The sequence below is a fragment of the Dyadobacter sp. HNCC25DJ184 genome, from assembly GCF_056895215.1.
The window spans coordinates 119,653-134,282 of record NZ_JBXHAQ010000007.1 but is presented as its reverse complement, the minus strand read 5'-3'; the positions used below and the strand labels follow the sequence as shown (position 1 = coordinate 134,282).

The window sequence follows — 14,630 nt, the reverse complement described above, 5'->3', positions numbered from 1 at the left end:
TATGGCCTTTGATACATTTTGACACATATATTCACTAGATTTAAAATACAATAACTCAACTATTGACAAACCAATGGATTCGTTAAAAGCTATCATTCTTACCTTCCTGACGCTATATCATTCACAATTATTCGCTCAAAGAGCAGAGCAGAAACCCAATGTAATCTATATATATGCCGATGATGTTGGGTTTGGTGATATCAGTGCAAATGGCGCGGTAAAAATCAGCACGCCAAATATCGACAGGCTGGCGAAAGAGGGGGTCAATTTTACGAATGCACATACTACATCGGCAACCTGCACGCCCTCGCGTTTTGGGCTGATGACCGGTGAATATCCATGGAGGAAAAAAGGAACGGGTGTGCTTCCAGGCGACGCTTCGCTGATCATACCAACGGATAAAATAACGCTTCCGAAAGTTTTCAAAAATGCTGGATATGCGACGGGGGCGGTGGGGAAATGGCATTTGGGACTGGGTAACGGTGAAACAATTAACTGGAACAAACCCGTGCAGAAAGGCCCGAACGATGTTGGTTTTGATTATGCGTATTACTTCCCCGCTACTTCAGATCGTGTGCCGACGGTCTTTATGGAAAATCAGCAAGTGGTTGGTCTGGACGCCGCAGATCCGATTGAGGTGGATTATAAAAAAAAGATTGGAGATGAACCTACGGGCGCAGAACATCCGGAATTGCTCAAACTTCCCGCTTCGCCTAACCATGGCCACAATAATACGATAGTAAACGGTATCGGCCGGATCGGTTATATGAAAGGGGGTAAACAGGCGCGCTGGACGGACGAGGAGATCGCACATGTGTTTTTGACTAAGGCGGAGTCGTTCATAGAAGCGAATGCCAAAGAACCTTTCTTCCTTTATTTTTCGCTCAACGATATCCATGTACCGCGTATGCCGAGTACTCAGTTTAAGGGAAAAAGCGGCATGGGACTGCGTGGTGACGTGATTTTACAAATGGATTGGACGATAGGCGAGATATTGAGAAAGCTCGACGATTTGAAAATTGCCGAGAATACCCTGGTAATTTTTTCAAGTGATAATGGCCCTGTGTTGGATGACGGATATGCTGATCGTGCAGTTGAGCTGGCGGCGGGGCATAAGCCGGCTGGACCATTTCGCGGCGGGAAATATAGCGCATTCGAAGGTGGCACCCGCGTTCCGTTTCTGGCTAGATGGCCGAAAATGATCAAGGCTGGATCTAAAACCGATGCTCTGACCTGCCAGATAGACTTGCTGGCGTCGTTTGCGGCATTTTTTCAGCAATCCTTGAAAAAGGGCGAGGCGCCAGATAGTTTTAACAATTTCGATGCCCTGTTTGGTAAGCCCGCGAAGCAACGGGAATATCTGATCAAACAAGGTGGAGCGTTGTCTATCACCAAAGGGAATTGGAAATATATTGAACCTAAAGCCGGCGTAGCCGTGAATGTATTGACCGGAACTGAAACTGCTAACAATCCTAAACCACAGCTATATGACCTTGCACGGGATCCAGGTGAAAAAGCAGATTTGTCAGACCAATACCCCGACAAGGTGAAAGCAATGGCGGAAGAATTGGAAAAGGTCAAAAATGCCAGTCAAACGCGATAGATTGAGAGACTTACCAGGTTTTCAAAACTTGGTAAGTAAGTGAAAAAGCCAGCTCGACTTACCAGGTCTGGAAAACCTGGCAAGGCTATTGAAGCCTTAAGACAATACCTCTTTTATTACGTTTCCATGCACATCGGTCAGCCGGAAATTTCGGCCGCTAAATGGAAAAGTGAGTTGCGTATGATCGATTCCCATCAAATGGAGCATGGTTGCATGTAAATCGTGGATTGTTACCTTCTTGTCAACTACCCTGTAACCGTAGTCGTCGGTGGTTCCAAAAATGGTACCTCCTTTTACTCCAGCTCCTGCCATCCACATGCTAAATGCGGAAGGATTATGATCTCGTCCGTCCGTACCTTGCGCAAAAGGTGTCCTCCCGAATTCGCCAGTCCATACCACAAGCGTTTCATCGAGTAAACCTCTTATCTTTAAATCTTTCAGCAAACCGGCAATAGGCTGGTCGACGGCGTGTGCATTGGATTCGTGACCATTTTTAAGATCACTATGCTGATCCCAGCGGTCGTTACTACCAATTTGTGGACATGTCAGCTCTATGAAACGTACGCCACGTTCTACCAGTCTTCTGGCCATAAGGCATTGGGAACCGTAATTTCTGGTGTGTGGATCATCGGAATAAAGTCCATAAAGTGCCTTTGTCAGTTTCGACTCACCCGCAAAATTCGAAAGTTCGGGGACGGAAGACTGCATTCTGTAAGCTAATTCGTAATTACGGATCGCCGCTTCAACCTGATCAGAATGCCCGCTCGTTTCAACAAGTTTACTATCGACTTCTCTTATAAAGTCGAGTTTTTCAGATTGAAGGTTTTTTAGCGTCTCACTTGGACGGATATTGGCAATAGGTTCGTTTTGGCTACGCATCAAAGAAGCTTGAAACGAAGCAGGCAAAAAGCCGTTTTTGAAGTTGTCTAAGCCGCCGGGAGGTATCAAACCACCGTCCAGGACAACATATCCAGGCAAATTACTATTCTCACTTCCCAGCCCGTAAGTCACCCACGAACCCATGCTTGGCCTTCCTTGCTGACCGTTGCCGGTATGCAGAAAGAAATTGGCACTGGTATGTTCCGGAAACTCTGATGTCATCGATCTGATCAGAGCGAGGTCGTCGACACAGGTTGCGATATGAGGAAAGAGGTCGCTTACATGCATTCCACTCTCGCCATATTGCTTAAACGCCCAGGGACTTTTCAGGATTTTTCCCACATTTCCGAATTGCGTGCTGTCTACCGAAAATTTCTTGTTCGGATCCTCGCCGTGCTCCGCTGCAAGACGAGGTTTGGGATCGAACGAATCGACCTGCGAAACCCCGCCGTCCATATAGAGGAAAATAACATTTTTTGCTTTTGGGACAAAATCAGGAAGTTTCCCCTTGGGATCTGTCTGGTTTTTGGCTGACGTCGAACACCCGGTTAGCCCACCGAAAAGGCCCATAAATGCCATAGCACCAAAACCTCCGCGGCAAAGTTCGAGCATCTCCCGGCGTGTGATGCATGCATGGTTTCGATGGCTAGTTGCTCCCATATATCAGCTTGTTTTGACCAATTACATCAGATAAATAAACTCTTTCAGATTAAAAATCGTGTGACAGTAGTTCTGCCAAACACCCACGTCATTCATTGCTAACTTAGGATTGGCTTTATTTAGTTTAGCCATCTTAGTCATAAAGATCTGAGCATTTTCCAGCTCCTTTTTAGATGCAGGGCGCGCAAATGCCCGAACATATATCCAGTTAACTTTCTTGTCGAAATCGAGCGATTTTAATGTTGTCACTTTTTTAGCCAATAGCTCAGCTTCATGAATTACAAACGGATCGTTCATCAGCACCAGCGATTGGGCGGGAACGGTTGTTACATTCCGACTGCCGAAAGTGGTGAAGGGAATAGGTCGGTCAAACGTTGTCATCGTTGGGTCGAGAAAATTCCGGCGAATTTCCTGATATATGCTTCGACGTCCGTCACCATCGAGTGGTCCGGATCTGGAAGGTTTTCCCCGGCCATTCATAAACGATGAGATATATACAGGGACGGATGGCCCGAACATTGTGGTATTCAAGTTTCCCGCCGTAGCCAGCATCCCGTCGCGAATCATCTCCGCTTCCAAGCGCCTTTTGGGGTAGCTGGCCAAATAAATATTTTCTGGGTCTTTTTCCAGATTAGGGTCTTGAGTTTGAACAGATCGCTGGAAAGTATCTGTCATCAAAATCGCCTTCATTAGTTTTCTGGTCGACCAGCCATTTCGCTGATATTCGACAGCAAGAAAGTCCAGAAGCGCAGGATTGGAAGGTAATTTACCTTGCAAGCCAAAATTGTCGACCGTTTCCACGATTCCCCGTCCAAATAGATAATACCATATACGGTTCACCATGACCCTCGATGTCAAGGGATTGTCGGGATGGGTGATCGCTTCAGCAAGTTCCAGACGGCCACTTCCGGCTGATTTAAATCCAGCTTGCTGATTTGTCAGAGCAGACAAGAATTTACGTGGAACCTTATTTTTAGAAGTGAGTTTATAATCTCCTCTCACGAAAACAGGACTGTTGATGGCGGTTCCGTCGGCTACTCCATCGAAGAAAACGGAATCCACTGTGGCTTTCATCAGGCGGGATTCTTTTTCAAGCAAAGAGGTAAGTCCGGAGATACGGCCTGCTATTCTCTTCTTTCGAAGCGAGTGGTTAATAAGTTGTATATCAGCAGGAGTATATTTGCCTTCCTTCCACAAATTCAACGATTTTGACAACGAATTGGGAGGATAATATACCGGCGGCGGTATATCAGGCCATTTTCCATCGAACGCAATAGCATATTGTACTTCTACGAACTCTTCTGGTGCCAGGCGATATACATGTTGATCATATCGGCCCGGCATCACTTCGATATAGGCATTATGTCCCTTCCACCTTCCAACATTAAAAGTAAAATTTCGCCATTGATCAGTGGATATTTCCTGATCAAGGTTGTCATAAATCGGCCATTGGATAAGTTGAAAATTGTCGACTATCACACGGATAGTGGAGTGTTTTCCAAGCGCTTTTACACCTATGAAATCTCTGTCAATTATAAAACCAGGCGAGCGTAGTGCGCCGAATTTGCCGGTTCCGTATAATCGGCTTGATGCTTTGCCGTCTTCAAGTGCGATAATAGTATTGTCTTTAAAAACAGGCTGACCCAAAGTTGTTGAAGTACCGAAAGCAGAACCATCACTTCTCCACCCATCTAACGCTTTGCCTCTGAAATCTCCAAGCACAACATATGGAGCAGCATTTTCTGAGGGCTTATCAATCACTGTTTTTTCTGATGCGGATACCTCCGCAGATTGTTTAATCCATTCGTCGGCTATATGGTTAACAATATATTTTCTCAGTCCCTTTAATTCATTCTCATCCCGTTCTCTCGCCGCCGATTTTTCAGCCGCGAGCGGGGAATATCGGGTACTTTCAAATATGCCGAAAAGTCCATAATAATCTTCAGTACTGATGGGGTCGAATTTGTGGTCGTGACAACGTGAGCAGGCTACGGTCAATCCCTGAAAAGCTTTTGTTGTCACATCAATTACATTGTCAATCCGGTCTGCTTCGTCTTTTCTCACATCTACCGGACTGTGAACTCCTTCTCCTAAATTAAAAAAAGCGGTACCAATTATCGATTCGTTGCTACCCGAAACCGGATCTCTCCGAAAATTAGACAACAAATCTCCGGCCAGTTGTTCTTTAATCAGTTGATTGTAAGGGATGTCTGCATTGAAAGCCCGAATTAAATAATCGCGATACCTCCATGCACCCTGAATAGAGTAGTCAAATTCATGACCTTTTGTTTCGGCAAATCGTACAATATCCATCCAATGTCTTGCCCACACCTCGCCATATCCTTTTGAATTCAAATAATAATCGACCATTTTTTCGTAAGCTCCGTCGCTGTTATCAGCCTGAAATTGAGCTATTTCGGTAGCAGTAGGAGGTAGGCCGGTGAGCAAATAGGATACCCTTCTTATAAGACTGCTCTTGTCAGCTTTGGGAGCAGGACGAAGGTCTTTTTGTTCGAGCTGCAAATTCAGGTATTGGTCAATCTGGCCGGAGATGGATTCGTCGGAAATCTCAGCTTTTGGCTTAACAAAAGCCCAATGTTTTTCGTATTGAGCACCTTGTGTAATCCATTTTTTGAGGATATCCTTTTCTTCGGAGGATAATGTAAGATGGGATTCCGGCGTGGGCATGATCAGATCAGGATCTTCAGAGAAAATCCGACTCACCAGTTTACTTGCCTCGGCATCTCCCGGAACGATTGCCTTATAGCCTCCTTTCAACTTGGCTGTGGCACCTTCGAAAGTATCCAGCCGAAGATTCGCTTTTCTGCTTTTTATATCCGGACCATGGCATAAATAACACTTCTGAACCAAAATGGGCCGTACCTCAAAATTGAAATTAACTTTTTCGTTTTTTGAAAATGCTATTGAAGATTTGTAACCTTTTTTGCACCCGCCGAAGAACCAGCTTTGAGCACAAAAAAGTAACCAGATGAAGATCCGTGCGTATCGCGCCTTATTTGAAAAGAATCCAAGCATATCACTAGAAGAAAGGTGGCACCACATCCGAAAATTCATTATGCCTTAGCAATAATATACAAAGAGTAATACTACTTCAATCTCCTAATATACTATTTGCCGACCGTCAAATAGTAGCGGGAATTAGGCAATGTTCTCTTAACCAAATAAATATGAGAATATGTCTTCAAAAACAAAAAAAATCGGCTGAGTAGTGAATGCTACCCAACCGATTTCTTTTAGGCGACCGCCCGTCGACCGTCGTTTTAAATTCCTTCCTGTGTTGCTAGAAGATCCGCCAGTGTTTCTCTTCTGCGGATCAACTTCGCATTTCCATGATCGATCAAGACTTCTGCAGGGCGTAGTCTTGCATTATAGTTGGAACTCATCGTCAGGCCATATGCGCCAGCATTCAGGAATGCCAGAATATCTCCTTTTTTTACCTCGTTTAATTCCCTGTCGCTTGCAAAAGTGTCCGTTTCGCAAATATAACCCACTACGTTATAGTGCTTTAAATCGCCCGTTGGGTTAGAAGTATTCAGTATATGGTGATAAGATCCGTACATCATCGGGCGAATCAAATGATTCAAACCTGAATCGATATGTACAAAGTTTCTGGCTGGATCTTCTTTTACAACCGTAGTCGTAGTCAATAAAAATCCGGATTCGCTTACCAAAAATTTACCTGGTTCAAACCAGAGTTGAAGTTCGCGTCCATATTCGCTGCAGAACTTTTTGAAGCGTGCGGAAATTTTGTTTCCCAGCAAATGCATATCTGTGATCTCGTCGCCAGGTTTGTATGAGACTTTAAAGCCGCCGCCAAGATCGACAATCTGAAGATCGGGGAATTTTTTGGCCACATCAAAAAGGATATCGGCAACTTTGATAAATGGCTCTGCATCTTTGATGTCAGAACCCGTATGTTGGTGAAGACCAATGACTTTGATATCATATTTTTTGACAACTTCGAGAATATCGTCAATCAGAAGAACCGAAATTCCGAATTTTGAATCGGCATGTGCTGTCATAATTTTAGCATTTCCGCCTGCTGCCACATTGGGTTTGATACGGATAAGACAAGGCTTGGTATTGCCATAAGTTTGCCCGAACCATTCCAGTAAAGGAATACTATCAACATTCACCAGCGCACCAGCTTCCACCGCCTCCTGAACTTCATGAAAAGGGACACCACTTGGCGTAAAAGTTACTTGATTGGCGGCATATCCTGCCAAACGACCCATTTCGAACTCGCCTGGAGAAACGACATCCAGTTCAACGCCAATCTCACGCATAAGGCGTAAAATAGAAAGATTTGTATTTGCTTTACAGGCATATTTGATCTTCATATTAACACCCGAAAATGCCTCCTGCAGTTCAGCGACTTTCCGGCGAATCGTTCCGGCGTCATAGACGTAAAGTGGGCTTCCGTAAGTTGAAATCAAATTTTCGGGTGTGATGCCCTGTATGTTATATTGGTTATTGTCGTTCAGATCCATGTTTTGTTAGCTGTTAGCGTGTAGCTATTAGCTTTTAGTTTTACTGGTAGCTTGTTTATTTTAAACTATTTATTAAATATTTGATTATCAATTCATTAATGGTATTTTTTGTTGAAAGTATTCCGGTATGGAGCAGTATAGCGACCATGGCCCTGATTTTCTTCTAACCCCTAACCCCTAACCCCTAACCCCTAACCCCTAACCCCTTAAAGGTACTTTTCCAGATGAACCGCCATTTCCTGCTGTAAGCTTCTGGCTTCTTCCGTCGCTTTGTGTGCGAAATCGATGCCGTTACCGGCATATATGATGCTTCTGGAAGCATTTACAAGCAGTCCACATGATTTATTCATTCCGAACTTTGATACTTCTTCGAGGTTTCCACCTTGTGCTCCAACTCCTGGTACCAGTAGAAAATGGTCGGGGACGATGGTTCTGATATGTGCCAGGTCTTGGGTCTGCGTCGCCCCGACAACATACATCATTCGCTCAGCTCCTGCCCATTGTTGGGAAGTTTGCAACACTCTTTCGTATAGTTTCCCTTGCGGAGTATCCAAAAGTTCGAAATCTGCGCTGCCTGGATTAGATGTAAGCGCTAGCAAAATCACCCATTTCCCATCAAATTCAAGAAACGGAGTTACAGAATCTGCTCCCATATAAGGCGCAACTGTTACCGAGTCGAAATCAAGCCCGGACGAAGCGGCATCGAAGAATGTTCTCGCATAAAGTCCTGACGTATTTCCTATATCACCACGTTTGGCATCGGCTATACTAAAGTGGCTTTTGGGGATGTATTCGAGTGTTTTCTGCAAACTTTCCCATCCACGCGCGCCCAATGCTTCGTAAAAAGCGATGTTCGGTTTATAAGAAACACAATAGTCGGCTGTGGCGTCTATGATCTGTTTATTGAACTCAAATATGGGATCCTGCTCCTTTAAAAGGTGTGCAGGAATCTTTTTAATATCGGTATCCAGGCCTACACACAGGTAAGATTGTTTCTTCTTGATGTGGCCAAATAATTCCTCGTACGTCATGATGTCTGTAAAAATTACGGCGAAATTACAACGTATGCCAATACATTCATAAATTTGTGACTATATAAAGTATCAAACCTAAGTAATAGTACCTAAATAAACACGTATGCAGATTCGAGAAACGTCCATACCAGGGTTGGTTGAAATATTTCCAAGAATTTTTAAAGATGAAAGAGGCCTGTTTTTTGAGTCTTACAATACGCAACTTTTTGAGCAACTCGGACTACCTACCAATTTTGTCCAGGACAATCAGTCGTTTTCTGTAAAGGGGGTCGTTCGCGGGCTGCATTTTCAGAAAGCACCTTTTGCGCAAGGCAAGCTGGTAAGGGTTATTTCCGGAAGAGTTTTGGACGTTGCGGTGGATATCCGTCCGGAATCTCCTACGTTTGGGAAGCATGAGATTTTTGAACTGAGAAGTGATACCAATAATATGGCATATGTTCCTGAGGGTTTTGCGCACGGCTTTGTGGCGTTGGAAGACTCCGTATTCAGCTACAAATGCACGAACATTTATAACAAAGGGGCTGAATCCGGTATACTTTGGAATGATCCAGACCTGAATATTGACTGGGGAATTTCGAATCCGATCGTTTCTGAAAAAGATATTATACTACCAACTCTGAAGTCTCTTTTTGAGAGTCAGAACTTGTAGCGTATCGAGTAAACCATTTAGAATTTAAGGGACTTAGGGCTAAATATTCTTAACTGCTAATGGTAAATAAATTATGAAAAGGCGAGGCATTCAGGTGTTTCGCCTTTTTACTTTTCAAATAATTCCTCCACTGCTTTCGTAGCCACTTTTTTTGCAGAATTCGGATTTTGGCCTGTAATAAGCCGTTCATCCATCTCGATATACTCCATAAAAGGGATTAATGATTTGGTGAAATGCGCCTGCCTTTCCTTCAACTTGTCTTCCAGATAGAAAGGTACTTCACTGACCAGGCTTGCAAATGTCTCTTCCATATTGGTGAAACCAGTCAGATATTTATCCGTGATGAGATATGAGCCGTCGGATAATTTCACATTCAGCAGTCCGCACACACCGTGGCAAACTGCTGACACGATCCCACCCCGTTCGTAAATATCCTTTGTGATGGTCTGGAGTTCCGTGTTATTTTCAAAATCCCACATTGCGCCATGTCCACCAGCGTAGTATATCAGGCGGTAATCAAGGGCATTCACCTGAGCAGGTGTTAACGAATTTTTGATTTGATTCTGAAAGATATCATCCTTCCAAAGTTTTGCATTGATCTCGTCTTTCAGATCCATGCTCCGTTCATCAATCGGAATTTCTCCACCCAAGGGACTTACAATATCCATAAATATCCGGTGCCGCGCCATTACACTATAAAAATGAGTCAACTCACTCAGCCAAAGCCCTGTTTTGTTAGTTTTGGTAGGGTAGATGTCGTGGTTAGTGCAGATGATGAGCGCTTTCATAGAGCTTTTAGCGATTAGCTGTTAGTGGTTAGTTTTGCTAAAAGCTAACCGCTAATAGCTCTTTTCCTGGCAACTTACCTTTTTTCCGGACTATATCAAATGGTTTTTATAAGCAAAGGCGACGGCGGCTGCGGTGGTTTTCGTGCCGGTTTTTTCCAGAACTCTCAGTCGGTGACCTTCCACTGTCCGGACGCTGATGAATAGTTTTTCCCCGATTTCGGCGGTTGACAAGCCATCGCATATGAGCTGCAAAACTTCCTGCTCTCGCGCAGAGAGCGCAACGTTCGTGGCATTCGGGAAAAACGGGTGTTTATTCGCTTGTCTGTTTACCATCTTGCGATGCATTGCCTTGGAAACGAAGTCATTGTAGTAAAACCCTTCTTCGGCCACGCGCCTGATGGCTTTTTCAACCTCATCCGGACTGGTATCTTTCAGCAGATATCCCTGAACTCCTTTTTCCAGCATATGGATCACGAAACGATCTTCGTTATACATCGACACCACGATTACTTTGATATCCGGGAAGCGTTCGAAGGCAAGTTCGGTGGCCTGAATACCGTCCATGACAGGCATCTGGAGATCCATTAATATGATATCCGGGGTATTGGCAGGAAGCAAATCCAGCAATTCCTGACCGTTGGCAGCCTCAAGAACAAACTCAAAATCGGGTATGCCACTCAACATGGATATGAACCCTTTTCGAAAAAGTTCGTGATCGTCGGCGATTCCTAACTTTAGTGTGGCCATGGGTGCAATCGGTGAATAAGTGAATGAGTGAATTGTTGAATGAGCCAAGGTCTTAGGAGACGAATGAGAGAATGAGCGAATAAGAGAATGTTAAAATCGTTGGATCTTGCGTTCATTGCGTACTCTATCGCGTCCATTGCGGTTAAATACACACTGGATATGCAATTTAAGTGATTTCGGATAATTACACTATCCGTTCTTTACGAAAGGGGTGAAGAGGTTCAGGTTTACTGTCAGCGACTGGAGAAACGGGGATTTGAGCGATGGCCGTCGAGCCCCCCTGGACAGGTTTCAGGTAATTTACGTTGCCATTTACAATGGCTAACCGGCTTTCTATACCCAACAATCCAAGACCGGCCAGGTTGTTGTCCTTTATTTGATCAGGGTCGAACCCTATGCCGTTGTCGGTTACGCGCAGGCTGATATTACGTTGGTTAACTTCCAGTACAATCTCAATTTTACTGCATCGGGCATGCTTAATGGCATTATTGACAAGCTCCTGCATGATCCTGTACAACGTCAGCTCGATTTTTTGTCCCTGCCGGGGGTAGTCGTCCGCATTGGAGTTGAAAGATATAGTCAGCTGATTATTTTCTTCCAATCGGTTGATAAACTCAGTAATGGCTTCCGTAAGGCCAAAACGTTCCAGTGTGGTAGGCACAAGGTCGCGGGTTATCCTTCTTACATGCAAAATAGTCTCTTCCACCAGCGATTGCGACTTGCGCATGATCTGGTCTTCTTTGAAGCCATGCTCTGAAATCGATTTGCTAAGCTGGTTCAAACTCAGCTTGGTAAGCGATAGCATGGTTCCTATATCGTCATGCAAATCCTGGGCAATTCGCCTGCGCTCAGTCTCTTCCGAATTAAGAGCCGTATCCAGGAGCATACGGTTGTAATTCTTCTCAATTGCACTCAGTTTCTTCTCTTCCTCAAATTTCCTTTTCTGGTAATACATCACAAATGAGATCACAAAAAATGCCATCATAAGCATTGCCAAAGATGCAATTAGTAGCGCAAGTTTCAATTCCTCAATGTTTTGCATCAATTTTTAGGTGATAGTGGTAAACTCCAACGGAGATAAGTATTAAGCAAATACTTTCAAAAATATAGGGTATGTATAGCAGAAGTCCTATGTTAATGTAGTCCTCCCATCTGGCTTCAAAGTGAATTACCGGGGCGATGAAAAGTAGGTTTGAGTAATACAATAAAAATCCTGAACAAATCCAAAAAAAAGGATAGGTCAGTAAGTTTGGTATTTTCAAATTCCGGATCGTTTCATGAAAATAAAGCAGAATCCAAAGTATAACCAACAAACTCTCCATCGTTGACGAGAGTGAAACCATGTTATGCTGGGAAAGATTTCCGATCGCGGGATTCACTTTTAATATTTCCCAAACTACAAAAGAGACGAACATCGGCATACTGATGAGGATAGCCCTTTTTATCCTTATTGAATCGATGTTGAAATAGTAAACAGCACTTATCAGGATGTAGCTGATTGGGATATTAAGATTGTACAAGAGTATTGTGCTCCTCCTTTTAGCTGCGAAATCAAACATCGTCAGATCAATACATAGCTTAAATATTAAGTATACTGTCAGTACGTAAAAAGTGGAATTCAAAAATGCTTTTCTTTGAAAAATTAAAAACAGCGGCACAAGATTTAAGAAAACAGGTAAGCAAGCTATAGGTTGTTTTTGAAAGTAAGCGATGTAGCTATCAATCATGTGCCGTTATTTTATAGTCTTAACAATGACGAGGGCAGATTGGACCGCCAGACATCGCGCTGTCTTGTTCGTCTTTTATTCCTAAACCACCGCCCGCTAGTAAATCTGTGCCATCGGCGCCAACGGGAACAATTACTAACCGGGAAGTAGATCTTCCTTTACCAAAAACCGGCTCATCTCCGTCGTGATCTTCCAACTGTGTACCATAGTATACGCGAAAGCCAGCACATTTGTCGCCGAATTTATCAATTAACCTTTTAAATTTTTTTATACCAAAGAATTCTGCCTGAACAAAATTCTCACCACGTCCTACAAATTCTTTTTGTTTTTTTTTGTGAGGTTGAGTCAGTTCTTTCGCACGAGTTGTCGAGATTAGGTTGCCCTCTTCTCCTGTAAATTTTGACATGGTATTAGGGTTTTTTTGAGTTTAAGAAATATACTTTTCAGTAAAAGTAGAAGGCGGTGCTTCAATAAGCAAGGTTTGTAGAGCGAATTGAGTTAACGGTCAGTGACAGGACGTTATAGTACAATTTCGTATTTCGAGCCGCATAGTAGCGATGGGGAAATTGATCATCGAGCTCCCGGATTTTTTAAAATTATGGATGCCCAAATATTCATTTCTACGGCTTTTTGGATGCGGAAATATGTTTAGGGTTGTCTAAGCAAGTAATCTTACGCAGGCCTGCACGGTATCTTACCATATAGGAATCTTCCCTTTACCTGTTTTTAAAATCAGGGTTTTTCACTCTAAAATACGGAAAGCTGGTCAGTTAATTTTGTTATGCATCAGTTAGAGGTTAGATAAGATTTAGGGTTAGGTTTACCAGAAAAGCCGCTTCGTTTCGAGGCGGCTTTTTTTGTTTAAGCGCAGAGGGATGGGAGGGGCACGCCTAGTGGTTTACGCGGAGTTGCACCGAGGGCTTTGATGCCTTTATTGCAAGGAAATTGCCGTTGTTGTTGAACGTTTTAAATAACTTGCATTGAATTAATTTAGCTGCGTAACTCAAGGGAAACTCTCGCAACTCTGCGATTAAATAATATATGAAGCCGAAAATCAATATTGAATATTGCCCGAAATGCGGCTGGTTGCTTAGGTCAGCCTGGATGGCGCAGGAATTGTTGACAACATTTACGGATGACCTGAATTCGGTCGCGCTGGTACCTTCGGAAGTCGCTGGTCGATATATCATTACGCTTGACGAACTAGTGATATGGGATCGAAAACGAGAGGGGCGTTTTCCTGAACCAAAGGAGCTCAAAAAGATGATCAGGGATATTGTAGATCCTGAACGAAGCCTGGGTCACAATGATCGTTAATGATCTCGGTCACAATATTCTGAAGATCAGCGGGATGAGTTCATAAAACAGGTTTTTGGAATTTGCTCGTTTCGGACTTTTTGTCGTGCCCGGGTATGCGGGTCTGTAATAATGGCAGGCTTTTTGGGTGAGTTATTGTAGTGGAGGTATTTAAAATGTTAATAAATGTTGATAGTCATAAAAAATAAATAGTGCGGAAATCTTTGGCACACTGTTTTACGTTTATTAAGATAAAATTTGAATCTTAAAGGACGATGGCCATGACAAGCAAACTAAAAATACCTCAGGAAATGTTGATGAATATCGATTTCATTAATACAGTGAATGGTGGAATGAGTGAGCCAGCCATTCAATTGGAAAAAGGTGAAGAAGGCTTTGACGTCTTTTTAAGAGTTCCGGGGATCGATGTTGAAGATCTTGAACTGGAAGTTGTAGAAGGGAAACAGGGCAAAAAGTTTCTCAAACTTTTTCATTTTCTACCCATTTTTTCTCAGGAGTCAATTCCAGACAACGAACAGTGGAGGTCGATTCGATTTATAAACACAATCGTGATCCCTGAAGGTGTAGATACCGAAACAATTACTGCACGTTACGATGAGACATTGAGACAAGTGATACTGCATTTACCATATAAAAATGAACAGGGAGATTACCGGAGAAAGGTAAATATAAACAAATGGTAACATAAGTATTTTCAAGAGTTTTAGTAGTTTTA

At 43.3% G+C, this 14,630-nt stretch carries 12 protein-coding genes; 4 read left to right on the top strand and 8 right to left on the bottom strand.

The window, feature by feature from the left end:
- Positions 1 to 73: 73 nt before the first annotated feature.
- A complete protein-coding gene (locus tag AC1XUD_RS12650) occupies positions 74 to 1,603 on the top strand; it encodes a sulfatase family protein (RefSeq protein WP_483361372.1) in 1,530 nt (509 codons plus the stop codon).
- 96 nt (positions 1,604 to 1,699) lie between these two features.
- Here AC1XUD_RS12650 and AC1XUD_RS12645 read toward each other — a convergent pair whose 3' ends face one another.
- The 4 genes from AC1XUD_RS12645 to pyrF all read right to left on the bottom strand — a co-directional run bounded on the left by AC1XUD_RS12645 (position 1,700) and on the right by pyrF (position 8,684).
- The gene (locus AC1XUD_RS12645; protein ID WP_483361371.1) at positions 1,700 to 3,142 is read right to left on the bottom strand and encodes a DUF1501 domain-containing protein; all 1,443 of its coding nucleotides are present in this window, start codon (positions 3,140 to 3,142) and stop codon (positions 1,700 to 1,702) included.
- A gap of 21 nt (positions 3,143 to 3,163) precedes the next feature.
- Entirely contained in the window at positions 3,164 to 6,178 is a 3,015-nt protein-coding gene (locus AC1XUD_RS12640; RefSeq protein ID WP_483361370.1) for a PSD1 and planctomycete cytochrome C domain-containing protein, read from the bottom strand.
- A 245-nt stretch (positions 6,179 to 6,423) separates the two neighbouring features.
- Positions 6,424 to 7,653 carry a diaminopimelate decarboxylase gene (gene lysA, locus AC1XUD_RS12635; protein WP_483361369.1) on the bottom strand — a complete coding sequence of 410 codons (1,230 nt, stop codon included), beginning with the start codon at positions 7,651 to 7,653 and terminating at the stop codon, positions 6,424 to 6,426.
- A 206-nt stretch (positions 7,654 to 7,859) separates the two neighbouring features.
- Positions 7,860 to 8,684 (bottom strand): orotidine-5'-phosphate decarboxylase, encoded by an 825-nt coding sequence (gene pyrF, locus AC1XUD_RS12630; RefSeq protein WP_483361368.1) that lies wholly within the window; start codon positions 8,682 to 8,684, stop codon positions 7,860 to 7,862.
- Between the two features lie 106 nt (positions 8,685 to 8,790).
- On the opposite strand from pyrF, the gene rfbC reads away from it, so the two are divergent.
- Complete coding sequence (gene rfbC, locus AC1XUD_RS12625; RefSeq protein ID WP_483361367.1) at positions 8,791 to 9,336, top strand: dTDP-4-dehydrorhamnose 3,5-epimerase; 546 nt, start codon at positions 8,791 to 8,793, stop codon at positions 9,334 to 9,336.
- Positions 9,337 to 9,443: 107 nt separating this feature from the next.
- Here rfbC and AC1XUD_RS12620 read toward each other — a convergent pair whose 3' ends face one another.
- The 4 genes from AC1XUD_RS12620 to AC1XUD_RS12605 form a co-directional block, all read right to left on the bottom strand.
- Positions 9,444 to 10,124, bottom strand: a complete 681-nt coding sequence (locus AC1XUD_RS12620; protein ID WP_483361366.1) for a type 1 glutamine amidotransferase domain-containing protein — start codon at positions 10,122 to 10,124, stop codon at positions 9,444 to 9,446.
- A 90-nt stretch (positions 10,125 to 10,214) separates the two neighbouring features.
- The gene (locus AC1XUD_RS12615; RefSeq protein ID WP_483361365.1) at positions 10,215 to 10,871 is read right to left on the bottom strand and encodes a response regulator transcription factor; all 657 of its coding nucleotides are present in this window, start codon (positions 10,869 to 10,871) and stop codon (positions 10,215 to 10,217) included.
- Positions 10,872 to 11,055: 184 nt separating this feature from the next.
- Positions 11,056 to 11,913 (bottom strand): sensor histidine kinase, encoded by an 858-nt coding sequence (locus AC1XUD_RS12610; RefSeq protein WP_483361364.1) that lies wholly within the window; start codon positions 11,911 to 11,913, stop codon positions 11,056 to 11,058.
- A 704-nt stretch (positions 11,914 to 12,617) separates the two neighbouring features.
- Positions 12,618 to 13,004 (bottom strand): hypothetical protein, encoded by a 387-nt coding sequence (locus AC1XUD_RS12605; protein ID WP_483361363.1) that lies wholly within the window; start codon positions 13,002 to 13,004, stop codon positions 12,618 to 12,620.
- 635 nt (positions 13,005 to 13,639) lie between these two features.
- Between AC1XUD_RS12605 and AC1XUD_RS12600 the strand changes: the two genes are divergently transcribed.
- Together AC1XUD_RS12600 and AC1XUD_RS12595 are read left to right on the top strand one after the other, a co-directional pair.
- A complete protein-coding gene (locus tag AC1XUD_RS12600; protein WP_483361362.1) occupies positions 13,640 to 13,915 on the top strand; it encodes an Rdx family protein in 276 nt (91 codons plus the stop codon).
- 260 nt (positions 13,916 to 14,175) lie between these two features.
- A complete protein-coding gene (locus tag AC1XUD_RS12595; RefSeq protein WP_483361361.1) occupies positions 14,176 to 14,598 on the top strand; it encodes an Hsp20/alpha crystallin family protein in 423 nt (140 codons plus the stop codon).
- The last annotated feature ends 32 nt before the right edge of the window (positions 14,599 to 14,630 follow it).